The organism is Actinomadura macrotermitis (assembly GCF_009604375.1).
Lineage (GTDB): Bacteria > Actinomycetota > Actinomycetes > Streptosporangiales > Streptosporangiaceae > Spirillospora > Spirillospora macrotermitis.
In genome coordinates this window covers 1,429,822-1,453,507 of sequence record NZ_WEGH01000001.1, presented here as the reverse complement: position 1 = coordinate 1,453,507, position 23,686 = coordinate 1,429,822, and the positions used below count along the sequence as shown (strand labels likewise).

Sequence of the window (23,686 nt, the reverse complement as noted above, 5' to 3'; positions counted from 1 at the left end):
TATGACCCGTGGCGCGGCGCTGCTGCTCGCCGGCGTGCTGGCCCTGTCCGCGTGCGGCGACAGCAAGGACGGCGGGGGCGACCCGCTGAAGAAGAGCAGCGGCGGTGGCGGCGGCCTGGTGATCGGCACTGCGGACTTCCCCGAGAGCCAGGCGCTCGGCGAGGTCTACGCCCAGGCGCTGAAGGCCAAGGGCATCTCCTCCGACGTCAAGATGGCCGGCACCCGGGAGGCCTACTTCAAGGCCATCTCCGAGGGCCAGCTCTCGGTCGTGCCCGACTACAACGGCAACCTGCTGCTGCACATCGACAAGAAGGCCACGGCCACCACCACCGACCAGGTGAACGAGGCCCTGAAGTCCAAGCTGCCGGCGGCGCTGAGCATCCTGAACTCGGCGCAGGCCGAGGACAAGGACGCGGTCGTGGTCACCCAGGAGACCGCGACCAAGTACAAGCTGAAGACCATCGCCGACCTCAAGCCGGTGGCCGGGCAGCTCACCATCGGCGGGCCGTCGGAGTTCAAGACCCGCCAGTCCGGCCTGGTCGGCATCAAGGAGAAGTACGGGGTGGAGTTCAAGGAGTTCAAGTCCCTGGACACCGCCGGCCCGATCACCGTGGCGCGCCTGAAGCAGGGCTCTGTCCAGGCCGCGAACCTGTTCAGCACCGACGCCGCGATCACCCGCAACAAGTTCGTGGCGCTGGAGGACCCCAAGTTCGTCTTCCCGGCGCAGAACGTGACGCCGCTGATCTACAAGTCCAAGGTCGACGCCAAGGCCCAGGAGGTGCTGAACGCGATCTCGGCGAAGCTGACGACGCAGGACCTGCTGGACATGAACACCTCGATGTCGGTCGACAAGGCCGACCCGAAGGACGTGGCCGCCACCTGGCTGAAGAAGGCCGGCCTGGCCTGATCCGGCACTGACGCCCGAAGGCCCGCGCCCCGCCTCCCGGTGGGCCGCGGGCCTTCGCGCGTCTACTACCGGCCCAGCAGGGCCGTTGTGATGACGACCTGGGCGGGGCCCAGCGCCGCCTCGCCGTCTTCGATGTCCCACAGGGCGTTCTGCAGCACGCGGCCGAGGGTCCAGCCGGTCGCCCGCTCGCGGTCGAGGCCGAGGACCTCGGTCAGCAGGTCGAAGCGCCGGAGCACCGCGCGGGCCGCATCGCCGGTGGCCTCCGCCTCGTCCCACCGGTTGACCAGCGCGGGCAGCAGCTCGAACCCGGGGTCGCCGGCCAGCGGTTCAGGGTCGATCGCCAGCCAAGGTTCCCGCTCACCGGCGAGGACGTTGTCGTAGTGCAGATCCCAGTGCAGCAGCCGGTCGCCGGGTGCATCGACCAACTCGGCCATGGCGGACGCGCAGGTACGCACGAGACGCCGTTCGCCGGGGTCGTGCAGTGCCGGCACCAGCTGCGGAACCTGGTCCAGCATCGCGGCGGCGATGTCGGACAGCCGCCGCAGGCCCTCCGGGGCGGGGACCGAGGTCAGCCGCGCCATCAGTTCGGCCAGGATCTGCACGGCCACGGCGTCGTCGGCCACCGAGGACAGGGACCGGGCCGCGTCCAGCCGCTCCAGCAGCTGCGTGGTGCTGTCCTCGTCATGGTCGAGCAGGCGGACCATGCCGTCGCCGTCCCATGCCCGCAGGCCGGTGGCGATGCCGATGGTCTCCTCCCGCCGCTGCTGGAGCTTCAGGACGGCGGGGGACCCGTCGGAGCGGAGCACGGGCAGGACCAGCGAGGCCATGCCGTAGGCGGGCGGGCCGTCGGGCCGCAGCTCCCAGCGGTCCAGGAACTCGCCGCCCAGCCGGGGCAGCCCGGCGATCCACGCACGCGCCTCGGCGCCGTTCCCGCCATAGGACGCCGCGAACGCGTCCGGGACATCGATCGTTCTGGTCACGGAGATCCTCCTTCGTCGGCTCACTCTCAGGTGCGATGAACGAAGGAGATCGCGGAGGTGCCCGGGCAGAGGGCAGGCGTCAGGCCATGCCCCCACCCTACCCGGCCATGATCATTACCGGTCGGTGGCCGCAACCGGCTGGGAGTAATGATCTCGCTTCCAGGCCATAGGTGCGGACTCTCGGTGGACACACACTTACCCGTGGCAACCCACAGAAAGGACACGTTAATGGCGATATTAGGTATCCGGTCGTACCGGGCCTGCGCCGTTCTCCTGGCGATGATCCTGGCGTTCGCCTGGGCCGGGATCACGCCGGCCTGGGCCTATCCCGGCATGTCGGTGACGGTGACCCCGTCGTCGGTCGCCCCGGGCGACACCTTCACGATCACCGCGTCGGGAACCGCGGACGCCTCCTACACCAACGTGCGCATCGGCTTCTACAAGACCGGAGGCGGCGGCCTGGACGAGATCACCTCGATCAGCAACTGCCCCACCACCTGCACCGAACTGGCCGGCCTCGGGTACTTCGTCTCCGTCGGCAACCTCGCTCCCGGCGCCCCCTTCAGCGCCTCGATCACGCTGCAGGTCGATCCCGGCACACCGCCGCAGAGCTTCGCCGTCCGCTACCAGTTCCTGACCTCGGGCCAGGGGAACGCCGGCACGCAGCAGGGCCCGCCGCTGAGCATCGTCGCTCCGCCCGCCGACATCGCCGTGGGCCTGACCGCATCGCCCAAGCTCGGCATTCTGGTGCCCAACCTGCTCTACACCCTGACCGCCCGCAACACCGGCCCCGGCGCGGTCACCTCCGCCGCCCTGACCGCCACCCTCCCGCCGGGCGCGACCGCGACCGACCTGGCGTCCGGCTGCACCACGGCCGGGGCGACGGTCACCTGCGACTACGGCGCCATCGCCAACGGCGCGGCCGTCGACAAGACCTTCCGGGTACCGCTGTCGCTGCTGTCGGCCGGCAAGGTGACGGTCACCGGCGTGCGCACCACCAGCGCGCCCACCGATCCCAACGCCGCCAACGACACCGCCTCCGCGTCCTGCAACGTCACCTCCATCCTCCTGGTCAGCTGCCCCTGAGACCGGCGAAGGCGGTGTGACCCAAGGCCGTCCTGGCCCTTGCCCCCGCGCTCGCACCCGAGGTTCCGCGGCCCTGCCTTCCCGGCAGGGCCGCGGGACCTCAGCCGTGCCGGGCGCCCGCGCCCGGCCGGTGGCCGATGCTGGAGTTCACCTGACGGGCGAGTGGTCGTCGGAGTACTCCCACCGCTTCTCGACGGTGTTCCACTGGGTGCGCCGGGTGCGGTCGTAGGTGGCGATGGTGACGGTCAGGTGCCCGTCGTTGTCGCGCAGCCCCTTGTCGTCGTCGTTGATCCTCAGCCACAGCGTCCCGCCTCCGGCGTGGCCGGTGTCCTCCAGGTTGGCGTGCGTGCCGACCACGAAAGGCTGCCCGCTGGTGCCCCAACGCCCGATCAGCTGCCCCACCTGGCCACCCTCCCCGTGGTAGGGGTACTCGGTGCGGCCGGAGGTGGCGGCGTCGAAGAACCGGGTGTCGTTGGGCTTGCGGGCATTGGCGTCGCGGGTGGCGAAGTCCCGGGCGCCGGTGTTGAAGCACCAGGCGCCCTCGGACCTCAGGATCCACCCCGTGTCGGCCTGATGCGCCGGTAGCGCGAACCCGGTGTCCTGCCAGCCCTGGTTGGCGTGGATGTCGATGACGCGTCCGCCCATGAGATGTCCTTCCTGCAGCACGGTTCTTGCCGGAATGCTCACCGGTGATTACTGAAAGTAAACGATCCGTGGCATGCTGTGGCGACAAGGTAAGTGCAGGAATGACGCACCCCGGAGCCCGGGGGATTGACACGCGAAGGCCCGCGACGCCTCCGGCGGAAGGACCGGCCGGGGCCGCCGGGCCGGAGGCGGTCAGAGGTCGAGTGCGCTGGCCTTCAGGTGGTCGATGAGGGCGGCGAAGGTGGTGTGGTCCAGTGCCAGGTGTCCGGCGTCGGGGTTCTTGCTGTCTCGGATGCCGATCAGCGTGGGGGACTGTGCGATCTCCACGCACTGTCCGGAGTTGCCGCCGCTGTGGCTGCTCTTGCGCCAGATGAGATCGTGCTTCTCCATACCGCCTCCTGTGTGGTTCCTCGGCGAGTAGTTCCCGGCTTCGCCGAGGAACCGCACTCCTCCGGCCAGAGGCGGTCAGAGGTCCAGCATGCCCGCCTTGATCTCCTGGAGGAGAGCCGCCAGCCCGGATCGGTCCAGCGACAGGTGGGAACCCGGATTCTTGGAGTCCTGGATCAGGGTGGTGTCGACGATGTTGGTCGAAAGCTCGACACACTCGCCTTGGGCCCCGCCCTGGCTGTGGCTGCTCTTACGCCATTGGGTGATCACAGGTCGAGGGCTCCGGCTTTCATGTGGTCGATGAGGGTGGCGAAGGTGGTGTGGGCCAGGGTCAGGTGTCCGGCGTCGGGCTTCTTGCTGTCTCGGAGGTTGATCAGCGCGGAGCTGCGTGTGACCTCCACGCATTGACCGGAGCTGCCGCCGCTGTGGCTGCTCTTGCGCCAGACGAGTCCGCGTTCCTCCACGCCCTGCCTCCCGGTTCTTCCATGCCATGCCTCCCGGATGTGGTTCCTCGTGGGGTCGTTCCCGGGTTCGTCGAGGAACCACACCCTGGGGCCGGAGGTGGTCAGAGGTCGAGTGCGCCGGCCTTCACGTGGTCGATGAGGGTGGCGAAGGTGGCGCGGTCCAAGGCCAGGTGGCCCGAGTCAGGGTTTTTGCTGTCTCGGAGACCGATCAGCGCGGTGACCTGTGCGATCTCCACGCACTGCCCACTGTCGCCGCCGCTGTAACTGCTCTTACGCCACTGGGTGAAAGTCGTGCTGTCCATGTTCACGAGGGTTCCTCCAACACCTTGCGGATAGCGATGACAGAGTCTTCAGCGGTGAGTGCTTTAGAACGGATCAGCTCGAACAATATGCCAAGCTTGGCGACGTAATCAGCGTCGTCGATCAGTTGCCCCCAACCGCCTGCCATCTCCGCGTAGCTTACGTCCGGCTCCCCAGGCGAGGACAGCAAAGTGAACGCCCCTTCGGGGCAAAGTTCGGCGTTCTCGGGGACGATATGGATGTAAACGTGAGGCAGCGCGGCCAGCTCCAGCAGCCGTTCAAACTGTCCTCGCATGACTTCGCGGCCACCGAACGGGCGGCGGAGCGTTGAGGCGTCAAGCAGGGCGATGATCACGGGTGGATCTTCCCGATTCAGCAACGCCTGGCGCTCCAGTCGGGTATTGACCAGCTTCTCCAGCTTGCCCGGCTGCTCGCCGGCGGCCAGGACGGCCTGCGCGTATTCCGAGGTCTGAAACAGACCGGCAACCACGAAGTTCTGGTAGATCCTGATCATCCCCGCTTCGGCCTCTGCGTCGGCGTACTCGGGGAACCCCGCCGGCAAACCTGTCTCCTCCAGGATGCGCGGGTACAGCGGTGCGAAGAACTGGTCCAGTCCGAACGCCCGGTCGAGTGCCTGGAGGCCCTTGCGGGTGGGGCGGCGCTGCATGGTCTCGATGCCGCTGATGAGGCTGCCGGAGATGTGGATCTTGCTCCCGAGCGTGGGCTGTGACCACTGGCGTTCGTCCCGCAGCCGCTTGAGGTGATACGCGAGGTACGCACGGGCCGACTCTGCCGGGTCGATCGTCGTCATGGGGGCCTCCCACCGCCCGCACATGACGTTGTGTAGGCGTCCGGTGACTTGTGGAGGTGAAGCTATGGCGACTGTAACCGCCGGACCAGATGGTTGAAGCCCGATCGGCCGAACCTCAGCGATGGAGATCAGACCATGAGCTTCGACATCCCGGCACGTCCCGCGCCCGCGCTCGACCCGGCCCCGGCGGGCGGGTCCGGCTACGGCGCGGAGGAGGCGCTCCTTCAGGGCATCGCGGTGGAGCTGACAGCCCTGGGCGAGCGGGTCATGATCCGCCGGACGGGTGAGGGGCGTCCGTTCCTCTGCGCCATCGGCGTACTGCCGCGGTTCAACGAGGAGATCAATGTCGTCCGCCGGGGTGGTGAGGTCCGCGCCGTGTGGTCGTGGAGCGAGGAGCTGCCCGTCCACCCCGGCGAGGCCGCCGCCGCCATCCGCCGCGTGATCAACCCGACGGCATAATGCCCGGCAGGCACAGCGGCCGGTCTGGCGGGCATCTGGCGGCCCCGCCGCCGGAGGACGTGGTGCGGCCCGACCTGCGGGTCCCGATGCCGCAGCGCGAGCGGGTGACGTACCTGTCCCATCTGCAGGTCCGGCTCGGCCGCGTCCCAGGCTTCACCACGGGCTTCGGGGTGATCGAGCAGGAACTCGTCCTGAATGTGATCCCCGTCCGGCGGCGGGCGTTTCTCAAGGCGCTGTCGGTGGGCTGCCGGTACGACAGGCAGGGCGGTCTGTGGTGCTTCTACCAGGTCGGTACGGGCGAGTCGCTGTGCCCGGCGAACGAGCTGGAGCGGGCGGTGCGGATGATCGAGGAAGCGGCGTCGTTCCGGCAGGGCCGGCGTGCCTGATCCTTGGCGGACGCGCGAGGGCCCGCGCCCCTCCAGAAGAGGATGGCGCGGGCCTTCGGTCGTTACTTGGCCTGGGTCAGGGCCTGCTGGAACGCCTTCACGCCGGTGGCCTGGCGGTCGTGGCCGCCGAGCGCGTACACGCCCGCCTGCCGCGGCGCGTAGCCGAAGCTGAAGTTCGGGGTGACGGCCTTCAGCCCGTCACCGGCGTCCAGCAGCGGCTGGGTGAACAGCGTCACCTTGAGGCCGCTGCGGAAGTCGCTGGCCTGCGGGCCGAGCTCGCTGACCGTGGCGTGGCCGCCGACCGAGCCGCCGAGCGCCCGCACCCGGACGATCTGGCCGGCCTTGATCCCGGTGCCCTTGCGGACGGATTCCACCCGGACCGGGATCGGGGTGTACACGTAGTCGATCTTCGAGCCGCCCGGCAGCGTGCGCGCCACGCGGCGCGGCTGCTCGGCCGGCCCGGCGACGGTGCCGGTGAAGATCAGCTCGTTGCCGGTGTAGGCCGTCGCGCTCTTGACGTCGGTGCTCAGCTCGTAGCCGCTGAGCGTGGTGACGGCGTCGCCGGCGGCGGGCCGGGGGGCCTGCGCGGCCGCGGGGACGGCCGTGCCGCCGTCGTCCTTCGCGACGTAGCCGATGCCGAGGGCCAGGACGCCCGCGGCTCCGGCGCCGATGATGATCCGCTTCATGATGATGACCTGCCCTCGCTCTCAGTATCGCCGCGCGATGCCGGCTTTGTCGTCGGAGTTGGGGTAGCGCTTCTTCTTCCACGTCACGTACATGACGCCGGCCTTCTCCGCCTGGGTCGGCTGCCCGCAGCCGCTGCTCGGGTAGGGGTGGGCGAGGCCCGAGGCGTGTCCCATCTCGTGCACGGCGATGGTCCAGACGTCCACCTTGCGCTGGCTCTGGTTCATCGTGCCGTTGGTGTACCAGCGGAACTGCGAGTTCAGCATGACCGCGGTCGAGCGGTGGCGCTGGGTGGTCGAGCCGACGGCGATGCCCGGCACGTCCGGCAGGCCGAGGCGCTGGAAGTTGCCGCGGTCGATCTGGAACTCGGGGTTGGGGACGTTGCTGCGGAACTGGGGCCCGTAGTAGCGCAGCGAGGAGCCCCTGATGCCGCTCCACTGCTTCATCGCGCTCTTGATGGAGCCGTTCCAGCTCGAGGGGATGCTGGTGCGGGCGTGGAGGGTGTAACCGTTGTAGTACCAGCGGCCGATGCCGTTGAAGCAGTAGGCGGCGGCGGGCGTCGCGGCCGAGACGACGACCAGCGGGCCGGCGGCCACGGCCGCCGCGAGGCCGATCTTCATGAGCGTCTTCATGATCCCTGGATGCCTGCCTCTGTGCGTGGGAACAGTGCAGAACGATCTTGAAGGCGCGGTTACAAAAGGGTCAACCCTGGTTAAAGAGACATAGGTGAACTTGTGGGACGGGTGAGCCGTGTCCTTCCTGGCAGATGATCATGTAGGTCGTCCGGGGACCTGCGGACCGGTGGCCTACTGCGGCCATCCGGGAAGAAAAAGGCCCGCACCCCGGTCGCGGGGTGCGGGCCTCGGCGGGTGCGGTCAGCGGACCCGGCGCAGCGCCTGCTGGAAGTGCTGGGCGGTCGTCGTCTTGCGGTGCTCGCCGCCCAGGTTGTAGACGGTCTTCTGGTCGGCCGTGTAGCCGAAGCTGAAGTTCGGCGTGATCGCTGGCTGCCCGTCCCCGGCGTCCAGCTGCGGCTGGGTGAACAGCGTGACCCTGAGGCCGTTGCCGAACTCCGCCGCGCGCGGGCCGAGGCTGCTGAAGGTGCTGTGCGACCCCGACGTCCCGCCGAGCGCGCGCACCCGCACGACCTGGCCGGGGGCGATGCCCTTGCCCTTGCGCACCCGGTCCACCCGGACCGGGACGGGCGTGTAGACGTAGTCGATGGTGCCGCCGCTCGGCAGCCGGCGCACCACGCGGCGCGGCTGCTCGGCCGGGCCGGCGACGGTGCCGTCGAAGATCAGGTCGTTGCCGCTGAACGCGGCGGCGCTCTTGACGTCGGCGTCGAGCTCGTAGCCGCTCAGCGTGGTGACGGTCCGCTCCTGCCGCTGCGCCGCCGCCGCGGGCCGGTCCCGGCCCTCGTCCGCGATCGCCGTGTAGCCCGCGCCGACGGCGAGTGCCGCCGCCGCACCGGTGCCGATGATGATGCCCTTCATGCTGGCTGTCTGCCCCCTGTGTCAGTAACGCCGCGCTATCCCGGCCCTGTCGTCGGCGTTGGGGTAGCGCTTCCTGGTCCAGTTCACGTACATGACGCCGGCCTTCTCCGCGGCCGTAGGACGGCCGCAGCCGCCGGACGCGTAGGGATGGGCGAGCCCCGAGGAGTGGCCCATCTCGTGGACGGCGATCGTCCACACGTCGGTCCTGCGCGCGCGCTGGCTCATCCTTCCTTTGGTGTTCCAGTGGAACCGGGTGTTCAGCGCGACCGAGCTGCTGGTGTGCCGCGGCGTGTCCGTGCCGAACGCGATGCCGGGCACGTCGGGAAGCCCGGCGTCGGCGAAGTTCGCCCGGAAGATCTGGAATGCCGGGGAGCGGGCGGTGCTGGCGAAACGCGGCCCGGCGTAGCGCAGTTTGGACCCCTTGATCCCGCTCCACTGCCGCATCGCGTTGCGGACGGACGAGCGCCAGCCGCGCGGGATGTCGCGGCGGACGTGCAGGGTGTAGCGGTCCCCCTTCCACCGGCCGATGCCCTTGAAGCAGTAGGCCGCGGCCGGCGACGCGGCGCCGGGGACGACCGTCACCAGGGACGCGGCGCAGGCCGTCACGATGCCGATCCTCATGAGTCTGTGCACCAAGGGTGTCCGCCTGTCTGCCGATCGATGCGGGTCCACCATTGATCGTCTTCCGGCGGGCGGCCCGGCAAACCCGGCGCGATGCCGCCGAGACGGAACGCTCAGGAAGAGATGACCGGCGGATGACCGCCGAGCCGCCCGGTGAGATCGGCGGCGGCCCGGCGCACCGGGCCGGCCAGCCGCGGCCAGGTCTCGGCGGGCCAGCGGTCCCGGCGGAAGGTCACGGTGATGGCCGCGGCGGGGTGCCCGGTGTGGTCGAACGCGCACGCCGCGATGCTGGCGAACCCCTCGGTGACCAGGCCGTCCTCCACCGACCAGCCGCGCCGAGCGTCGCCGGCCAGCTCGCGGCGCAGCGCGCTGAGCGTCGCCGGGCCCTGCCCGGTGCGGTCCACCAGCGGCCCGGGGAACAGCGCCCGCACCTGCGCGGGCGGCAGCTGCGCGAGCATCGACCGGCCGCTCGCGGTGAGCTGGGCGGGCATCCGCACGCCGACGTCGGTGACCACGGTGGCGTGCCGGGGCGGCTGCTCCTTCAGCAGGTACAGCGTCTCGGCGCCGTGCAGCACGCCGAGCTGGGCGATCTCGCCGACCCGGTCGACCAGGCGGCGCAGCAGCGGCCGGGCGAGCCGCTCGATCGGGCCGTGCCGCAGGTAGGCCGAGCCGATCTCGAACGCCGCGACGCCGAGGCCCCAGCGCCGCTCCTCGGGCAGGTAGACCACGAAGCCGTCCGCGGCCATCTCGGCCAGCAGGTGGTAGGTGCTGGAGCGCGGCAGCCCGAGCGACCGGGCGATCGATGAGGCCGGCAGCGGGCCCGCCGACCCCGCCAGCAACGTCAGCACCGCGAGGGCGCGCCGTGCGGCGGGGACCTGGCTCATGCCGGCCATTGTCTCGTATCCGAGACACAACGCGGGTGCGGGGCCTCCCGCCGCGCAGATCGCCGCGGTCTGATGATGGGTATGAGTTTCGGCATGGGGGACAAGGACATCGCGGTCGGGCCGGAAGCGCTGACCTTCGATCAGGTCGTCGCGGTGGCCCGGCACGGGACGCGGGTGGCGCTCAGCGACGAGGCGGTCGCCGCGATGACCGCCTCCCGCGCGCACATCGAGGAGCTGGCCGAGCGGCCGACGCCCGTCTACGGCGTGTCCACCGGGTTCGGCGCGCTCGCCACCCGGCACATCGCGCCGGAGCTGCGGGCGCAGCTGCAGCTGAACATCGTCCGCTCCCACGCCGCCGGGTCCGGCCCCGAGGTCGAGCGCGAGGTCGTGCGCGCCCTGATGCTGCTGCGGCTGCGCACCCTGGCCACCGGCCGCACCGGCGTGCAGCCGGTCACCGCGCGGACGCTGGCCGCGCTGCTGAACGCCGGCATCACCCCGATCGTGCACGAGCACGGCAGCCTCGGCTGCTCGGGCGACCTGGCGCCGCTCGCGCACGTCGCGCTCGCGCTGATCGGCGAGGGCCCGGTGCGCGACGCCACGGGCGAGCTGCGCGACGCCGCGGACGCGCTCGCCGAGGCCGGCATCGAGCCGGTCACGCTGCGCGCCAAGGAGGGCCTCGCGCTGCTGAACGGCACCGACGGCATGCTCGGCATGCTGGTCCTCGCCATGCACGACCTGCGCGGGCTGCTGAAGCACGCCGACCTCGCCGCCGCCATGTCGGTCGAGGCGCTGCTCGGCACCGACCGCGTCTTCGCCGCCGACCTGCAGGACCTGCGCCCGCACCCGGGCCAGGCCGCGTCCGCGGCGAACCTGCGGGCGCTGCTGGCCGGCTCGGCGGTGATGGAGTCGCACCGCGGCCCCGACTGCACCCGGGTGCAGGACGCCTACTCGCTGCGCTGCGCCCCGCAGGTGCACGGCGCCGCCCGCGACACCCTCGCGCACGCCGAGCTCGTCGCCGCCCGCGAGCTGGCCTCGGCCGTCGACAACCCGGTGGTGCTGCCCGACGGCCGGGTGGAGTCCAACGGCAACTTCCACGGCGCGCCCGTCGCCTACGTGCTGGACTTCCTGGCCATCCCCGCCGCCGACGTCGCCTCGATGTCCGAGCGGCGCACCGACCGGATGCTGGACAAGGCCCGCTCGGCCGGCCTGCCGCCGTTCCTGGCCGACGACCCCGGCGTCGACTCCGGCCTCATGATCGCCCAGTACACCCAGGCCGCGATCGTGTCGGACCTCAAGCGCCGCGCCGCCCCCGCCTCGGCCGACTCGATCCCGAGTTCGGCGATGCAGGAGGACCACGTGTCGATGGGCTGGAACGCCGCGCGCAAGCTGCGCCGCAGCGTCGAGGGCCTCGCCCAGGTCGTCGCGGTCGAGCTCGTCACCGCCGCGCGGGCGCTGGACCTGCGCACCCCGCTGAACCCCGGCCCGGCCACCGGCGCCGTCGTCGCCGCGCTGCGCGAGCGCGTCCCCGGGCCCGGCCCGGACCGCTTCCTGGCGCCCGAGATCGAGGCGGCCACCGAACTGGTGCGCGACGGCTCGCTGCTCACCGCCGCCGAGGCCGTCACCGGCCCGCTGTCCTGACCCTTCCCATCCTGAGGAGAACCGGCATGTCCGCTCCCCGCCCCGTGCGCGCCCCGCGCGGCACCGAGCTGAACACCAAGGGCTGGCCGCAGGAGGCCGCCCTGCGGATGCTCATGAACAACCTCGACCCCGAGGTGGCCGAGCACCCCGACGACCTCGTCGTCTACGGCGGCACCGGCAAGGCCGCGCGCAACTGGGCCGCGTTCGACGGCATCGTGCGCTCGCTGAAGGACATCGAGGGCGACGAGACGCTGCTGGTGCAGTCCGGCAAGCCCGTCGGCATCTTCCGCACCCACGAGTGGGCGCCGCGGGTGCTGATCGCCAACTCCAACCTGGTGCCGCAGTGGGCGACCTGGCCGGAGTTCCGCCGGCTGGAGGCCGAGGGCCTCACCATGTACGGGCAGATGACCGCCGGCTCGTGGATCTACATCGGCACCCAGGGCATTCTCCAGGGCACCTACGAGACCTTCGCCGCCGTCGCGGCCAAGCGGTTCGGCGGCGACCTGGCCGGGACGATCACGCTGACCGCCGGCCTCGGCGGCATGGGCGGCGCGCAGCCGCTCGCCGTCACCATGAACGGCGGCGTCGCGATCTGCGTCGAGTGCGACCCCTCGCGCATCGACCGCCGCGTCGAGCACCGCTACTGCGACGTGCGCGCCGACTCCCTGGACGAGGCGCTGCGCCTGGCCGAGGAGGCCAAGGCCGCCCGCCGCCCGCTGTCGATCGGCCTGCTCGGCAACGCCGCCGACGTGTTCCCCGAGCTGCTGCGCCGGGGCGCGCCGATCGACATCGTCACCGACCAGACCAGCGCGCACGACCCGACGATGTACCTGCCGTCGGGCATCGCGTTCGAGGACATGGCCGCCGCCCGCGACAAGGACCGCGACGGCTTCATCACCCGCGCCCGCGAGTCGATGGCGACGCACGTGGAGGCCATGGTCGGGTTCCAGGACGCCGGCGCCGAGGTCTTCGACTACGGCAACTCCATCCGCGGCGAGGCCGAGCTCGCCGGGTACGCCCGCGCGTTCGACTTCCCCGGCTTCGTCCCCGCCTACATCCGGCCGCTGTTCTGCGAGGGCAAGGGCCCGTTCCGCTGGGCGGCGCTGTCGGGCGACCCCAGGGACATCGCGCGCACCGACCGGGCGATCATGGAGCTGTTCCCCGACAACGAGCCGCTCACCCGCTGGATCAAGATGGCGGGGGAGAAGGTGCACTTCCAGGGCCTGCCGTCGCGGATCTGCTGGCTCGGCTACGGCGAGCGCGACAAGGCCGGCGCGGTCTTCAACGACCTGGTCGCGCGCGGCGAGATCAGCGCGCCGCTGGTCCTCGGCCGCGACCACCTGGACTCCGGCTCGGTCGCCTCGCCCTACCGCGAGACCGAGGCGATGGCCGACGGCTCGGACGCCATCGCCGACTGGCCGCTGCTGAACGCGCTGCTGAACACCGCCTCCGGCGCCACCTGGGTGTCGATCCACCACGGCGGCGGCGTCGGCATCGGCCGCTCCATCCACGCCGGCCAGGTCTGCCTGGTCGACGGCACCCCGCTCGCGGGCGAGAAGCTGCAGCGGGTGCTGACCAACGACCCGGGCACCGGCGTCATGCGGCACGCCGACGCCGGCTACGAGATCGCCAACCGCGTCGCCGCCGAGCGCGGCGTGCGCATCCCGATGTCGGAGGGCTGATGTCGTTCGAGGAGATGTGGGCGGAGCTGCTCCCGATCGGCCGGGACGCCGCGGGCGGTTACCACCGGTTCGCCTGGACCCCGCCGGAGCTGGAGTGCCGCGCATGGTTCCTCGACGAGGCGGCCCGCCGCGATCTGGAGATCGAGCGGGACGCCAACGGCAACCTGTACGCCTGGTGGCTGCCCGCGGACGGCTCCCGAGAGGATGCCGTCCTCACCGGCAGCCACCTGGACTCGGTGCCCGGCGGCGGCGCGTTCGACGGGCCGCTCGGCGTGGTGTCGGCGTTCGCCGCGATCGACCTGCTGCGCGAGCGCGGGTACGTCCCGGCCCGCCCGATCGGCGTCGCGGCGTTCGCGGAGGAGGAGGGCGCCCGGTTCGGCGTCGCCTGCCTCGGCTCCCGGCTCCTGGCCGGCGCGATCGCCCCCGAGCGGGCCCGCGGCCTGCGCGACGGCGACGGCCGCTCCTTCGCCGAGGTCCTGGTCGCGCACGGCATGGACCCCGACCGGATCGGCCCCGACGAGGGCCTGCTCGCGCGGATCGGCTGCTACGTCGAGCTGCACGTCGAGCAGGGCCGGGCGCTGCAGCAGCCGGTCGGCGTGGCCAGCTCGATCGTCCCGCACGGCCGCTGGCGGCTGGACTTCACCGGCGAGGGCAACCACGCCGGCACCACGCTGATCCGCGACCGCCGCGACCCGATGCTGCCGTTCGCGATCACCGTGCTGGCCGCCCGGCAGGCCGCCGACCGCAACGCCGCCCTCGCCACCATCGGCAAGGTCGCGGTCACCCCGAACGGCGTCAACGCCATCCCCTCGCGGGTCACCGCGTGGCTGGACAGCCGCGGCCCGATCGACGACGCCGTCCGGCGCACCGTCGAGGAGATCGGCCGGGCCGCCCGCGCCGCCGCCGGGGCGCACGGCGTGGCCGTGGAGCTGGCCGAGGAGTCCTACACCGAGGTCGTGTCGTTCGACACCGGGCTGCGCGAGCGGCTGCTGAAGGTGCTGCCGGACGCGCCCGTCCTGCCGACCGGCGCCGGGCACGACGCGGGCATCCTGGCGGCGCGGGTGCCGACCGCGATGCTGTTCGTCCGCAACCCGACGGGCGTCTCGCACGCCCCCGCCGAGCACGCCGAGCCGGACGACTGCCTGGCCGGCGTCGAGGCCCTCGCCGCTGTACTGGACGACCTGGCCCGAGGGTAGGGGACCACTATGCGATGGCATGCCGAGCTGGCCTGGCTCGGGGACGGCCTGGCCCGGGACGTCCTGATCGAGGCCGACGGAGAGCGCTTCACCCGGATCGTCCCCGGCGTGCCGGCCCCGCCGGACGCGGTGCGGCTGCGCGGCCTGGCCCTGCCGGGCCTGGCCAACGCGCACTCGCACGCCTTCCACCGCGCCCTGCGCGGCCGCGTGCAAGCGGATCACGGCACGTTCTGGACCTGGCGCGAGCAGATGTACAAGGTCGCGGCCCGCCTGGACCCCGACTCCTACCGCGCCCTCGCCACCGCCGTGTACGCCGAGATGGCGCTCGCCGGGATCAGCTGCGTCGGGGAGTTCCACTACCTGCACCACCGGCCGGGCGGCGACCCTTACGACGACCCGAACGCCATGGGCGAGGCGCTGATCGCCGCCGCCGCCGACGCCGGCATCCGGATCACCCTCCTGGACACCTGCTACCTGACCGGCGGCATCGGCACGCCGCTGGCCGGCCCGCAGCTGCGGTTCGGCGACGGCTCGGCCGGGAACTGGGCCCGCCGCGTCGACGACCTGTACGAGGAGACCGGCAAGCGCGAGCGCCCGCACGCCCGCGTCGGCGCCGCGATCCACTCGGTGCGCGCGGTGCCGCGCGAGCAGATCTGCGCCGTCGCGTCCTGGGCCAAGGAGCGCCAGGCGCCGCTGCACGTCCACCTGTCGGAGCAGCCCGCCGAGAACCAGGCCTGCGAGGACGCCTACGCGATGACGCCGGCGCGGCTGCTGGCCGAGTGCGGCGCGCTCGGCGCCCGCACCGTCGCGGTGCACGCCACCCACCTCACCGCCGCCGACATCGACCTGCTCGGCGGCACCATGACCGGCGTGTGCATGTGCCCGACCACCGAGCGCGACCTGGCCGACGGCATCGGCCCGGCCCGCGACCTCGCCGCCGCCGGGTCGCCGGTCTGCCTCGGCTCGGACCAGCACGCGGTGATCGACCTGTTCGAGGAGGCGCGCGCCGTCGAGCTGGACGAGCGGCTGCGCACCCGCGAGCGCGGCCACTGGACCGCCGGTGAGCTGCTCACCGCGGCGACCTCGGCGGGCCACTACGGCCTCGGCTGGCCCGAGGCGGGCCGGCTGGAGCCGGGCGCCTACGCCGACCTGGTGACGGTCGACCTGGGCAGCGTCCGCACGGCCGGCGCGGGTGCTGACCACGCGGCCGAGGCGGCGGTGTTCGCCGCGACCGCCGCCGACGTCCGCGACGTGGTGGTGTCGGGCCGCGAGATCGTCCGCGACGGGCGGCACCTGCTGGTCCCCGACGTCGCCGCCGCACTGAACGACGCCATCGCCGCCGTCACCCGCGAGGACTGACCCGCCGGGTCAGAGGCAGCCCTCGAACTGGGGGACCTGGATCTCGGCGCGGTCGAGCCCGGTGCCGCCGAACCACTTGCGCACCAGCCCCGCCGCCGTGCCGTCCTGGTACATGCGGGTGATGGCGCGGTTCAGCGCCTCGCAGCCGTCGGGGTCGCCGCGGCGGATGCCGATGCCGGTGTTCTGCTCGCTGATGCGGGCGTCGAGCAGCCGGTAGCCGCCGCCCGCGCGCCGGCTGAGGCCGGCCAGGATCACGTCGTTGGTGGAGATGGCCGCGACCTGCCCCGACTGGATCTTGGTCATGCACTCGTCGTAGGTCGCGGCCGGGACGAGCGTCGCGGTCATCCCGCGCAGCGCGAGCAGCCGCTGGGTGGTGTCCGAGCCCGCCACGGCGCAGAACCGGCGGCCCTTCAGGTCGCGGACCCCGCGCACGCCGCGCTCGCCGGCGCGCACCAGCACGTCCTGGTAGGAGTTGTAGTACGGCCCGGCGAAGGCGATCTTGGTCTTGCGCTCGGGGGTGACCGACAGGGTGGCCAGCACCATGTCGGCGCGGCCGTCCAGCAGCACCGGGATGCGGTCGGCGGCCGGCACCGCGACGAACTCGACCTTGCGCCCGAGCCGGCCCGCGATGTAGCGGGCCACGTCGATGTCGAACCCCTCGAAGGTGCCGTCGGGGCGGCGCAGGCCGAGCCCGGGCAGGTCGGGCCGGACGCCGACCTTCAGGGTCGGCTTGCCGAGCAGCGAGCCGTCCTGCGCGCCCGCGCAGGCCGACAGCGACGCGGCGGACAGGACGGCGCAGGCGAGCAGGCCGCCGACGTGCTTGGGGGGCTTCACGAAGCCGATCTTCGCCTACCGCTTCCCCCGCTTTCAAGGGCCGGGCCCCGGGGACGCCGGTCAGCCCTCGACCGCGGCCTGCTCGGGCGCGGGGGCCGCGGCCTGCCGGGCGGCGGCGTCGCGGGCGGCCGGGATGGCGAGGGCGATCAGCGCGGACAGCAGCGCGACGCCGCCGCCGACCATCAGCCCGGCCCGGAAGCCCTCCTCGGAGGTGAGGGTGTGGCCGCCCATGGTGACGGTCAGCTGGGACAGCACCGCGCCGACGACGGCCGCGCCGACCGAGGTGCCGAGCGACCGCATGAGCGCGTTGAAGCCGTTGGCGGCGGCGGTCTCGTGCAGCGGGACCGAGCTCATGATCAGCGCGGGCATCGCGCCGTAGGCGAGGCCCACCCCGCTGTTGGCGATCATGATGGCGAGCATCAGGCCCCACGCCGAGCCGAGCAGCGCCAGCGCCGCGCCGTAGCCGGCCGCCAGCACCAGGGCGCCGCAGACCAGGGTGAACTTCGGGCCGCGGGCGTTGGTGAGCTTCCCGCCCAGCGGGGAGACGATCATCATCATGATGCCGCCGGGCGCCAGCCACAGGCCCGCCGCGAGCATCGACTGGCCGAGGCCGTAGCCGGTGGCCTCGGGGAACATCAGCAGCTGCGGCACCACCAGCATCGAGGCGTACATGCCGAAGCCGACGAACACCGAGGCGAGGTTGGTGAGCAGCACCCGGGGGCGGGCCGTGGTGCGCAGGTCGATGATCGGCTCGTCGCTGCGCACCTCCCACACGCCCCAGGCCGCCAGGACCACCACGGCGGCGGCGAACAGGCCGAGCGTGGTCGCCGAGGTCCAGCCCCACTCGGCGCCCTTGGAGACCGCGAGCAGCAGGCAGACCAGCCCGGCGCCGAGGCCGAGCGCGCCGGGCGCGTCGAAGCGCTGCCCCCTGGCGCCGGCCGGCACGTCCGGGATCAGGAACCAGATCAGCGCCGCGACCACCGCGGCCAGGCCGGCCGACCCCCAGAACAGCGCGCGCCAGCTGGTGTACTCGGCGATCCCCGCGGCGATCGGCAGGCCGAGGCCGCCGCCGATGCCCATGGACGCGCTGACCAGCGCGATGGCGGAGCTGAGCCGCTCCTGCGGGACCACGTCGCGCAGCAGGGCGATGCCGAGCGGCACCATGCCCATGCCCATCCCCTGCAGGCCGCGCCCAACGATCATCGGCACGACCGAGGACGACAGCGCGCACACCACCGAGCCCGCGACCAGCGGCACCGCGCAGACCAGGAGCATGCGGCGCTTGCCCACCAGGTCGCCCAGGCGGCCGAAGACCGGCACGCAGACGGCCGCCACCAGCAGGGTGACGGTGATGACCCAGGCGGAGTTGCCGGGGGTGGTGTGCAGGATGCGCGGCAGTTCGGCCAGCAGCGGGGTGACCAGCGTCTGCATGATCGCGGCGGTGATGCCGGCCAGGGCGAGCGTGGCGACCACGCCGTTCGCCCTGGTGGAGGGTGGGGGGACGGTCATGAGAGGGGTCCTTGTGCGCCGGCGGCCGGATGGATCTGTGCATCGTACACTTGAAATGCATGATGCACACAATGTGCTCGATGCACGTCCCCGGGCCGGGCGGCGCCCTCTGCGAGGATGGGGGCGGTGCAGGCCCGGCGGGAACAGGAGGCGCAAGGCGCATGGTCAGGCCCACGAACGAGGTCGAGTACGAGCAGATGCTGCTCAGCCGCCACGAGTTCCTGCGCCGCCGGCCCGGGGTGCTGGAGCGCAGCACCTACGTCCTGCTCAGCCGCATCCGCGTCCAGGGCCCGATGTCGATCGGCGAGCTGAGCGACGCCTTCGGGCTCGACGCCTCCACCCTCAACCGGCAGACCGCCGCCGCGATGCGCGCCGGGTTCGTCGAGCGCATCCCCGACCCGGACGGCGGCATCGCCCGCAAGTTCCGCATCACCGACAAGGGCGCGCGGATGCTCGACGACGAGCGCGAGAGCATCGTCCAGGGCCTGGACCGGGTCACGGCCGACTGGTCCGACGAGGACATCGCCACCTTCGCCGCCTACCTGCGGCGCTTCAACACCGACATCGAGCGCCTCAGCGGCCGCCCCTGGCCGCGCCCGGAGTCCGGCTGACGGCCGCCGCCGCCCCTTGATATGCAACCGATGGTTGCGCATGCCTGCCGGGTCGGCTAGCGTGATGCGCAACCGAACGTTGCACGAAGGTGGCGAGCATGGAGCACGGAACGATCGAGCGGGAGATCCACATCGACGCCTCACCCGAGGTCGTCTTCGACGTGGTGAGCAGCCCCGAGCACCTGCGCGAGTGGTGGCCGGACGAGGCGGAGTACCCGGTCGTGCCGGGAGGGTCGGGGCGGATCGGCTTCGGTGACACCTGGATGCGGTTCACCGTCGTCGACGCCGCCCCGCCGCGGCTGTTCTCCTTCCGGTGGACCCACGAGGAGGGGGAGACCGCCGCGCCGGGCAACTCGTTCCTGGTCGTCTTCGAACTGGAGCCCGCCGGGACCGGCACGCTCCTGCGGATGACCGAGAGCGGCTTCCGCGAGCGCGGCTGGGACGAGGCGAAGACCGCCGCCGAGTACGCCGACCACGTCACCGGCTGGGACTTCTACCTGCCCCGGCTGCAGGTGTACGCCCCCAAGGCCGCCGCATGAGCGTGCTGGTGGACGACGACCTGTGGTCGGCGGTCGGCGACCCGACCCGGCGCCGGCTGCTCGACCTGCTCCTGAACGAGGGCGGCGGGACCGCGACCGGCCTCAGCGAGCACCTGCCGGTGACCCGCCAGGCGGTGGCCAAGCACCTGGCCGTCCTGGACCGGGCCGGCCTGGTGCACGCCACCGCCGCCGGCCGCGAGAAGCGGTACCGCGTCGACCAGGAGCGGCTCGCGCGCGCCGTCGCCCAGCTCACCGCGGTCGGCGAGGCCTGGGACGGCCGCCTCCGGCGCATCAAGCGCATCGCCGAGACCATCCAGCGCGAATCACAGCAGTAGAGAGGAACACCGAAATGGCAGACATCCTGCACCGCATCGGCGTCGAGCAGGCCGCGCCGCAGCAGGTGTACGACGCGATCACCACCCTGGACGGCCTGTCGGGCTGGTGGACCGAGAACACCACGGGCGACACCTCGCCCGGCGGCGTGATCCAGTTCCGGTTCCCCCAGGGCGGCTTCGACATGAAGGTCGCCGAGCTCGACGCGGGCCGGCGCGTCCGCTGGGACATCGTGGACGGCCCGCCGGAGTGGGTCGGCACCACCGTGCAGTGGGACCTGCACCAGGAGGGCGACTACACGATCGTGCTGTTCAAGCACGAGGGCTGGCGCGAGCAGGTCGAGTTCATGAACCACTGCAGCACCAAGTGGGCGACCTTCCTGATGAGCCTCAAGCGGCTCGTGGAAACCGGCAAGGGGGAGCCCAGCCCCAACGACGTGCGCATCAGCGACTGGCACTGACCGCGATCCCCGGCTTCGATCATGCAGGGGTTGTTACCCTCCAGCTGCGCATCATCACCGACGGTGGCTGGAGGGTCGATGGAGGCCGTGGCGCGGCACACGTACCTGGACTTCGTTCCCCGGCAACGCTTCCAGCCGGCCCTCGCCCTCTCGCCGGACGCGGGCACGGTGGCCTACTCCGGCAACGCCGGCGGCCACTTCGGGCTCTGGACGATGCCGGCCGCCGGCGGCCCGGCGCAGCGGGTGGCCGAGCTGCCCGGACGGGCCGTCCGGCAGATCGCCTGGACGCCCGACGGCAAGGACCTGGTCTTCACCGCCGACCTTGAAGGCGACGAGCAGTACCGGATCTACCGCGCCGCGGCCGACGGAGCTGAGCCCGTCGAGATCGGCGGCGGCCCTGACTGCCAGCGGATCCTGGCCGCCGCGCCCTTCGACGCCACCGGCCGGTATCTGGCCTATGCCGCCAACGACCGGGACCCGGCCGTCCAGGACCTCCTCGTCCGGGACCTGGACGAGGGCACCGAGCGGCGGATCAGCCCACCGGACGGCGTGGTGTTCGAGCCCACCGGCATCTCACCGGACGGACGGTGGCTGCTGGCCGCCGGTTCCACCTCCAACACCGACGTCGCCGCCTACCTCGTCGACCTCACCGACCCGGCCTCCGAAGCGCGCTGCGTCACCGCCCGCCACGGGCAGGGCATCTTCGCCCCGCGCGGCTGGGCGCCGGATTCCGGCGGCTTCTACCTGCTCACCAACGTGTGGAGCGAGTTCACCGCCGCCGCCTTCCAGCCGCTGGACCGGGACGGCCTGGAGGTGGTGGCCCGGTACGACTGGGACGTCGAGCTCCTGGAGGCCGCCGGCGACACGCTCGCCTGGGCGGTCAACGAGGCCGGGCGGTCGGTGCTGCACCTGCGCCGCGACGGCGTCACGGTGATCCACCCCGGCGTGCCGCCGGGCGTCATCACCGCGCTGGCCCTGGCGCCCGACGGCGGGGGAGCGGTCCTGCTGATCGACGCGGCCACCCGCCCCACCGAGCTGGCCGCCGTCGACCTCGCCGGGGGCTTCCGCTACCTCACCGACGCCCGTCCGCCCGCGCTGCGCGTGATCGACCCCGTCGAACCCGAGTCGATCACTTACCCGGCGTCCGGAGGCAGGGAGGTCCACGCCCTGCTCTACCGGCCCGGCGGCCCCGGCCCCCACCCGGTGGTGCTGTCGATCCACGGCGGCCCCGAAGGCCAGGAACGCCCCGGCTACCTGCGTTCGGGCCTCTACCAGCACCTGCTGAACCAGGGCATCGCGGTCTTCGCGCCGAACATCGCCGGCTCCACCGGCTACGGCATCGCGCACCAGAAGCTCATCTACCGCGACTGGGGCGGCATCGACCTGGACGACCTCGACCACGCCGTCCGCCATCTACGCACCCGCCCGGGCCTGGACGCCGGCCGGATCGCCGCGATGGGCGGCTCCTACGGCGGCTTCGCCGCGCTCTCCTGCGTCGCCCGACTGCCCTACCCGTGGGCCGCCTGCGTCTCCATCTGCGGGCCCACCAACCTGGTCACCCTCGCCAAGGGCGCGCCGCCGACCTGGAAGACACTCGTGCGCACCGTCCTCGGCGACCCCGACACCGACGCCGAGTTCCTCCTGCGGCGCTCCCCGGTCACCCACGCCGGCGCGATCACGGCGCCGCTGTTCGTCCTCCAGGGCGCCCGCGATCCGCGGGTGCCCCGCAGCGAATCCGACCAGCTCGTCTCCCGCCTGCGCGAACGGGGTGTCCAGGTCCGCTACGACGTCTTCCCCGACGAGGGCCACGGCTTCACCAACCGCGACAACGAGCTCAAGGCCTACGGCGAGATCGCCCGTTTCCTCACCGATCACCTCAGGGCTTGCGGCGCATGACCAGCAGGGCGACGTCGTCGTCGGCAGGCGTCCGGCCGATCAGCTCGGCCATGATGGCCGCGCTGACCGCCTCGGGTTCGCCGGCGTAGGCGGCCCGGCACAGGCGGCCGATGCCGGCGATGATGGTGCTGTCGCGCCGTTCCACCAGGCCGTCGGTGTAGAAGCACAACGCGGCGCCCGGCTGCAGGGCGAGGGTGGTGGACCTGCGGTGTTCGGCGCTGAACCCGAGCAGGACGCCGCCCTTGATGTCGAACAGCCTGGCCTCCTCGCCCGGCAGGGCCAGCACGGGCGGGCAGTGGCCGGCCGAGGCGATGCGCATCCGGCCGGTGCCCGGGTCGTAGACCGCGTACAGCACGGTCGCGGTCGCGTCCGGCTCGAAGTGCTGGATCTTGCGGTCCAGCCGCTCCAGGACGTCGGCCGGGTCGGTGGTCTCCAGCGCGTACGCGCGCAGGGCGCTGCGCATCCGGCCCATCACCACCGCGGCCTTCAGCCCGTGCCCCACCACGTCGCCGATGACGATGCCGACCTCGCCCGACGGCAGGGTGAACGCGTCGTACCAGTCCCCGCCGACGGCGGCCGCCCCGGCCCGGTACCGGGCGGCCAGCTCCAGGCCGGGCACGGCCGGCGGCGCGGCGGGCACCAGGCTGCGCTGCAGCTCCAGCGCACCGGCCCGCTCGGCGCGGTGCAGCAGGGACTGCACCGCCAGCGCGACGCGGGCGGCGGCCAGCTGCAGCAGCTCGACCTCCTCGGCGGTGAACCGCCGCGGGCTCAGCGTCCCGACGTGCAGCACCCCCACCAGCGCGTTCTCCGCGATCAGCGGCACCCCCAGCAGCGAGTGCAGCCCGCGCTGCACCAGCAGCGGGTTGAACACCCCGGCGCTGGCGACGTCGGCGATGTACACCGGCCGCAGCTCGGCCGCCACCTGCCCGGCGAACCCCTGCCCCACCGGCACGTGCGCGGCCTGGTTGACCTCTTCCTCGATGCCCTTGGCCGCGGTCGCCACCAGCATCTGCGACTGCTCGTCCAGCAGCAGCACCACCGCGGTGTCCACGTCGAGCACGTGGCGGACCCGCTCCAGCAGGGCGTTCAGGAACTCGTCGACGTCCAGGGACGCGAACGACTCGGTGATCGCCTGAATGTTCGCGAGCTTGCGAGTGACGTCACCCAGATCGCCCGTAGCCTCCTCCACGCCGCCAACCTTACGACCACCCCTGCGTTCCCGGTCCGCGGTTCGTCAGGCCGTTGAGCGGAACGGAAGGGGGAGTGATCGCGCGGCCACGTGCGGTACCGAGACCGCGCGATCACGGAAGGGCGCCGGTACCGAGGGGCTCAGTGCCGCGACGCGGTGAGCCGTTCGCGGGTGAGCCGTTCGACCAGAATCGGCACGAAGTCGCGGATGGGGCGCTCGTCGAAGCGGTGGTAGACCGCATCGATGGTGTGGGTCACCTGTTCGGGCGGGTGGGAATCGGCGAAGGTGGTGGTGAGACGGCGGGTCACTTCCTTCATGGCCTGCTGCTCGCGCACC

The 23,686-nt window shown here is 72.3% G+C and carries 29 protein-coding genes; 13 read left to right on the top strand and 16 right to left on the bottom strand.

Annotation, left to right across the window (positions count from 1 at the left end; genetic code table 11):
• Position 1 precedes the first annotated feature (1 nt).
• A complete protein-coding gene (locus ACRB68_RS06480; protein ID WP_235958755.1) occupies positions 2-907 on the top strand; it encodes an ABC transporter substrate-binding protein in 906 nt (301 codons plus the stop codon).
• 65 nt (positions 908-972) lie between these two features.
• Here ACRB68_RS06480 and ACRB68_RS06475 read toward each other — a convergent pair whose 3' ends face one another.
• Entirely contained in the window at positions 973-1,893 is a 921-nt protein-coding gene (locus ACRB68_RS06475) for an aminoglycoside phosphotransferase family protein (protein ID WP_407924286.1), read from the bottom strand.
• A gap of 222 nt (positions 1,894-2,115) precedes the next feature.
• On the opposite strand from ACRB68_RS06475, the gene ACRB68_RS06470 reads away from it, so the two are divergent.
• Positions 2,116-2,973, top strand: coding sequence for a DUF11 domain-containing protein (locus tag ACRB68_RS06470; RefSeq protein WP_153531234.1), 858 nt, complete (start codon positions 2,116-2,118; stop codon positions 2,971-2,973).
• A 147-nt stretch (positions 2,974-3,120) separates the two neighbouring features.
• Here the strand turns inward: ACRB68_RS06470 and ACRB68_RS06465 are convergent, their stop codons facing one another.
• From ACRB68_RS06465 to ACRB68_RS06440, 6 genes are all read right to left on the bottom strand, one after another.
• The gene (locus tag ACRB68_RS06465; RefSeq protein ID WP_153531233.1) at positions 3,121-3,618 is read right to left on the bottom strand and encodes a hypothetical protein; all 498 of its coding nucleotides are present in this window, start codon (positions 3,616-3,618) and stop codon (positions 3,121-3,123) included.
• A gap of 192 nt (positions 3,619-3,810) precedes the next feature.
• Complete coding sequence (locus ACRB68_RS06460) at positions 3,811-4,008, bottom strand: DUF397 domain-containing protein (protein WP_153531232.1); 198 nt, start codon at positions 4,006-4,008, stop codon at positions 3,811-3,813.
• 75 nt (positions 4,009-4,083) lie between these two features.
• Positions 4,084-4,275: a DUF397 domain-containing protein gene (locus ACRB68_RS06455; RefSeq protein ID WP_328593830.1), complete on the bottom strand. Its 192-nt coding sequence runs from the start codon at positions 4,273-4,275 to the stop codon at positions 4,084-4,086.
• Positions 4,272-4,469: a DUF397 domain-containing protein gene (locus ACRB68_RS41000; protein WP_328593829.1), complete on the bottom strand. Its 198-nt coding sequence runs from the start codon at positions 4,467-4,469 to the stop codon at positions 4,272-4,274. The genes ACRB68_RS06455 and ACRB68_RS41000 overlap by 4 nt, the downstream gene beginning before the upstream one ends.
• 101 nt (positions 4,470-4,570) lie before the next feature.
• Positions 4,571-4,771: a DUF397 domain-containing protein gene (locus ACRB68_RS06445; protein ID WP_153532359.1), complete on the bottom strand. Its 201-nt coding sequence runs from the start codon at positions 4,769-4,771 to the stop codon at positions 4,571-4,573.
• Between the two features lie 2 nt (positions 4,772-4,773).
• Positions 4,774-5,580, bottom strand: coding sequence for a helix-turn-helix domain-containing protein (locus tag ACRB68_RS06440; RefSeq protein ID WP_194293200.1), 807 nt, complete (start codon positions 5,578-5,580; stop codon positions 4,774-4,776).
• A 135-nt stretch (positions 5,581-5,715) separates the two neighbouring features.
• On the opposite strand from ACRB68_RS06440, the gene ACRB68_RS06435 reads away from it, so the two are divergent.
• Together ACRB68_RS06435 and ACRB68_RS06430 are read left to right on the top strand one after the other, a co-directional pair.
• On the top strand, positions 5,716-6,039 hold the full coding sequence (locus tag ACRB68_RS06435; protein WP_153531229.1) for a hypothetical protein: 324 nt from the start codon (positions 5,716-5,718) through the stop codon (positions 6,037-6,039).
• A complete protein-coding gene (locus tag ACRB68_RS06430) occupies positions 6,039-6,425 on the top strand; it encodes a hypothetical protein (protein ID WP_153531228.1) in 387 nt (128 codons plus the stop codon). Before ACRB68_RS06435 ends, ACRB68_RS06430 begins: the two co-directional genes overlap by 1 nt.
• Positions 6,426-6,487: 62 nt before the next feature.
• Here the strand turns inward: ACRB68_RS06430 and ACRB68_RS06425 are convergent, their stop codons facing one another.
• The 5 genes from ACRB68_RS06425 to ACRB68_RS06405 all read right to left on the bottom strand — a co-directional run bounded on the left by ACRB68_RS06425 (position 6,488) and on the right by ACRB68_RS06405 (position 10,104).
• Positions 6,488-7,111, bottom strand: a complete 624-nt coding sequence (locus tag ACRB68_RS06425; RefSeq protein ID WP_153531227.1) for a hypothetical protein — start codon at positions 7,109-7,111, stop codon at positions 6,488-6,490.
• Between the two features lie 21 nt (positions 7,112-7,132).
• Complete coding sequence (locus ACRB68_RS06420) at positions 7,133-7,741, bottom strand: matrixin family metalloprotease (protein ID WP_153531226.1); 609 nt, start codon at positions 7,739-7,741, stop codon at positions 7,133-7,135.
• 243 nt (positions 7,742-7,984) lie between these two features.
• Positions 7,985-8,599 (bottom strand): hypothetical protein, encoded by a 615-nt coding sequence (locus tag ACRB68_RS06415; RefSeq protein WP_153531225.1) that lies wholly within the window; start codon positions 8,597-8,599, stop codon positions 7,985-7,987.
• A gap of 21 nt (positions 8,600-8,620) precedes the next feature.
• On the bottom strand, positions 8,621-9,220 hold the full coding sequence (locus ACRB68_RS06410) for a matrixin family metalloprotease (RefSeq protein WP_153531224.1): 600 nt from the start codon (positions 9,218-9,220) through the stop codon (positions 8,621-8,623).
• 113 nt (positions 9,221-9,333) lie between these two features.
• A complete protein-coding gene (locus tag ACRB68_RS06405; RefSeq protein ID WP_153531223.1) occupies positions 9,334-10,104 on the bottom strand; it encodes an IclR family transcriptional regulator in 771 nt (256 codons plus the stop codon).
• 93 nt (positions 10,105-10,197) lie between these two features.
• Between ACRB68_RS06405 and hutH the strand changes: the two genes are divergently transcribed.
• The 4 genes from hutH to ACRB68_RS06385 are packed head-to-tail and all read left to right on the top strand — an operon-like array spanning position 10,198 to position 15,979.
• Positions 10,198-11,742, top strand: coding sequence for a histidine ammonia-lyase (gene hutH, locus ACRB68_RS06400; RefSeq protein ID WP_153532358.1), 1,545 nt, complete (start codon positions 10,198-10,200; stop codon positions 11,740-11,742).
• A 26-nt stretch (positions 11,743-11,768) separates the two neighbouring features.
• Positions 11,769-13,424 carry a urocanate hydratase gene (gene hutU / locus ACRB68_RS06395; RefSeq protein WP_153531222.1) on the top strand — a complete coding sequence of 552 codons (1,656 nt, stop codon included), beginning with the start codon at positions 11,769-11,771 and terminating at the stop codon, positions 13,422-13,424.
• On the top strand, positions 13,424-14,620 hold the full coding sequence (locus ACRB68_RS06390) for an allantoate amidohydrolase (RefSeq protein WP_153531221.1): 1,197 nt from the start codon (positions 13,424-13,426) through the stop codon (positions 14,618-14,620). Before hutU ends, ACRB68_RS06390 begins: the two co-directional genes overlap by 1 nt.
• 9 nt (positions 14,621-14,629) lie before the next feature.
• Positions 14,630-15,979, top strand: coding sequence for a formimidoylglutamate deiminase (locus ACRB68_RS06385; RefSeq protein ID WP_153531220.1), 1,350 nt, complete (start codon positions 14,630-14,632; stop codon positions 15,977-15,979).
• 9 nt (positions 15,980-15,988) lie between these two features.
• Here ACRB68_RS06385 and ACRB68_RS06380 read toward each other — a convergent pair whose 3' ends face one another.
• Together ACRB68_RS06380 and ACRB68_RS06375 are read right to left on the bottom strand one after the other, a co-directional pair.
• On the bottom strand, positions 15,989-16,813 hold the full coding sequence (locus tag ACRB68_RS06380; RefSeq protein WP_328593828.1) for a glutamate ABC transporter substrate-binding protein: 825 nt from the start codon (positions 16,811-16,813) through the stop codon (positions 15,989-15,991).
• A 60-nt stretch (positions 16,814-16,873) separates the two neighbouring features.
• Positions 16,874-18,322, bottom strand: coding sequence for an MFS transporter (locus ACRB68_RS06375; RefSeq protein ID WP_153531219.1), 1,449 nt, complete (start codon positions 18,320-18,322; stop codon positions 16,874-16,876).
• A 161-nt stretch (positions 18,323-18,483) separates the two neighbouring features.
• On the opposite strand from ACRB68_RS06375, the gene ACRB68_RS06370 reads away from it, so the two are divergent.
• The 5 genes from ACRB68_RS06370 (at position 18,484) to ACRB68_RS06350 (ending at position 22,161) form a co-directional block, all read left to right on the top strand.
• A complete protein-coding gene (locus tag ACRB68_RS06370; RefSeq protein ID WP_153531218.1) occupies positions 18,484-18,933 on the top strand; it encodes a MarR family winged helix-turn-helix transcriptional regulator in 450 nt (149 codons plus the stop codon).
• 98 nt (positions 18,934-19,031) lie between these two features.
• The gene (locus ACRB68_RS06365) at positions 19,032-19,472 is read left to right on the top strand and encodes an SRPBCC domain-containing protein (protein ID WP_153531217.1); all 441 of its coding nucleotides are present in this window, start codon (positions 19,032-19,034) and stop codon (positions 19,470-19,472) included.
• On the top strand, positions 19,469-19,807 hold the full coding sequence (locus ACRB68_RS06360) for an ArsR/SmtB family transcription factor (RefSeq protein ID WP_153531216.1): 339 nt from the start codon (positions 19,469-19,471) through the stop codon (positions 19,805-19,807). The genes ACRB68_RS06365 and ACRB68_RS06360 overlap by 4 nt, the downstream gene beginning before the upstream one ends.
• Before the next feature lie 14 nt (positions 19,808-19,821).
• Positions 19,822-20,265 (top strand): SRPBCC family protein, encoded by a 444-nt coding sequence (locus tag ACRB68_RS06355; protein WP_153531215.1) that lies wholly within the window; start codon positions 19,822-19,824, stop codon positions 20,263-20,265.
• Between the two features lie 87 nt (positions 20,266-20,352).
• Positions 20,353-22,161: a S9 family peptidase gene (locus tag ACRB68_RS06350; protein WP_194293198.1), complete on the top strand. Its 1,809-nt coding sequence runs from the start codon at positions 20,353-20,355 to the stop codon at positions 22,159-22,161.
• Here the strand turns inward: ACRB68_RS06350 and ACRB68_RS06345 are convergent.
• Both ACRB68_RS06345 and ACRB68_RS06340 read right to left on the bottom strand, forming a co-directional pair.
• Positions 22,142-23,350 carry a PP2C family protein-serine/threonine phosphatase gene (locus tag ACRB68_RS06345; RefSeq protein ID WP_207709585.1) on the bottom strand — a complete coding sequence of 403 codons (1,209 nt, stop codon included), beginning with the start codon at positions 23,348-23,350 and terminating at the stop codon, positions 22,142-22,144. The two genes, ACRB68_RS06350 and ACRB68_RS06345, sit on opposite strands and share 20 nt — an antisense overlap.
• 140 nt (positions 23,351-23,490) lie before the next feature.
• Positions 23,491-23,685 carry a three-helix bundle dimerization domain-containing protein gene (locus tag ACRB68_RS06340; protein ID WP_153531213.1) on the bottom strand — a complete coding sequence of 65 codons (195 nt, stop codon included), beginning with the start codon at positions 23,683-23,685 and terminating at the stop codon, positions 23,491-23,493.
• Position 23,686: the final 1 nt, after the last annotated feature.

What these genes read in the sequence shown, in the direction of transcription:
- ACRB68_RS06480 (WP_235958755.1), top strand. Translation starts at nt 2, where the DNA reads ATGACCCGTGGCGCGGCGCTGCTGCTCGCCGGCGTGCTGGCCCTGTCC.
- ACRB68_RS06470 (WP_153531234.1), top strand. Translation starts at nt 2,116, where the DNA reads ATGGCGATATTAGGTATCCGGTCGTACCGGGCCTGCGCCGTTCTCCTG.
- ACRB68_RS06465 (WP_153531233.1), bottom strand. Translation starts at nt 3,618, where the DNA reads ATGGGCGGACGCGTCATCGACATCCACGCCAACCAGGGCTGGCAGGAC.
- ACRB68_RS06460 (WP_153531232.1), bottom strand. Translation starts at nt 4,008, where the DNA reads ATGGAGAAGCACGATCTCATCTGGCGCAAGAGCAGCCACAGCGGCGGC.
- ACRB68_RS06445 (WP_153532359.1), bottom strand. Translation starts at nt 4,771, where the DNA reads ATGGACAGCACGACTTTCACCCAGTGGCGTAAGAGCAGTTACAGCGGC.
- ACRB68_RS06440 (WP_194293200.1), bottom strand. Translation starts at nt 5,580, where the DNA reads ATGACGACGATCGACCCGGCAGAGTCGGCCCGTGCGTACCTCGCGTAT.
- ACRB68_RS06435 (WP_153531229.1), top strand. Translation starts at nt 5,716, where the DNA reads ATGAGCTTCGACATCCCGGCACGTCCCGCGCCCGCGCTCGACCCGGCC.
- ACRB68_RS06430 (WP_153531228.1), top strand. Translation starts at nt 6,039, where the DNA reads ATGCCCGGCAGGCACAGCGGCCGGTCTGGCGGGCATCTGGCGGCCCCG.
- ACRB68_RS06425 (WP_153531227.1), bottom strand. Translation starts at nt 7,111, where the DNA reads ATGAAGCGGATCATCATCGGCGCCGGAGCCGCGGGCGTCCTGGCCCTC.
- ACRB68_RS06420 (WP_153531226.1), bottom strand. Translation starts at nt 7,741, where the DNA reads ATGAAGACGCTCATGAAGATCGGCCTCGCGGCGGCCGTGGCCGCCGGC.
- ACRB68_RS06415 (WP_153531225.1), bottom strand. Translation starts at nt 8,599, where the DNA reads ATGAAGGGCATCATCATCGGCACCGGTGCGGCGGCGGCACTCGCCGTC.
- ACRB68_RS06410 (WP_153531224.1), bottom strand. Translation starts at nt 9,220, where the DNA reads ATGAGGATCGGCATCGTGACGGCCTGCGCCGCGTCCCTGGTGACGGTC.
- ACRB68_RS06405 (WP_153531223.1), bottom strand. Translation starts at nt 10,104, where the DNA reads ATGAGCCAGGTCCCCGCCGCACGGCGCGCCCTCGCGGTGCTGACGTTG.
- hutH (WP_153532358.1), top strand. Translation starts at nt 10,198, where the DNA reads ATGGGGGACAAGGACATCGCGGTCGGGCCGGAAGCGCTGACCTTCGAT.
- hutU (WP_153531222.1), top strand. Translation starts at nt 11,769, where the DNA reads ATGTCCGCTCCCCGCCCCGTGCGCGCCCCGCGCGGCACCGAGCTGAAC.
- ACRB68_RS06390 (WP_153531221.1), top strand. Translation starts at nt 13,424, where the DNA reads ATGTCGTTCGAGGAGATGTGGGCGGAGCTGCTCCCGATCGGCCGGGAC.
- ACRB68_RS06385 (WP_153531220.1), top strand. Translation starts at nt 14,630, where the DNA reads ATGCGATGGCATGCCGAGCTGGCCTGGCTCGGGGACGGCCTGGCCCGG.
- ACRB68_RS06375 (WP_153531219.1), bottom strand. Translation starts at nt 18,322, where the DNA reads ATGACCGTCCCCCCACCCTCCACCAGGGCGAACGGCGTGGTCGCCACG.
- ACRB68_RS06370 (WP_153531218.1), top strand. Translation starts at nt 18,484, where the DNA reads ATGGTCAGGCCCACGAACGAGGTCGAGTACGAGCAGATGCTGCTCAGC.
- ACRB68_RS06365 (WP_153531217.1), top strand. Translation starts at nt 19,032, where the DNA reads ATGGAGCACGGAACGATCGAGCGGGAGATCCACATCGACGCCTCACCC.
- ACRB68_RS06360 (WP_153531216.1), top strand. Translation starts at nt 19,469, where the DNA reads ATGAGCGTGCTGGTGGACGACGACCTGTGGTCGGCGGTCGGCGACCCG.
- ACRB68_RS06355 (WP_153531215.1), top strand. Translation starts at nt 19,822, where the DNA reads ATGGCAGACATCCTGCACCGCATCGGCGTCGAGCAGGCCGCGCCGCAG.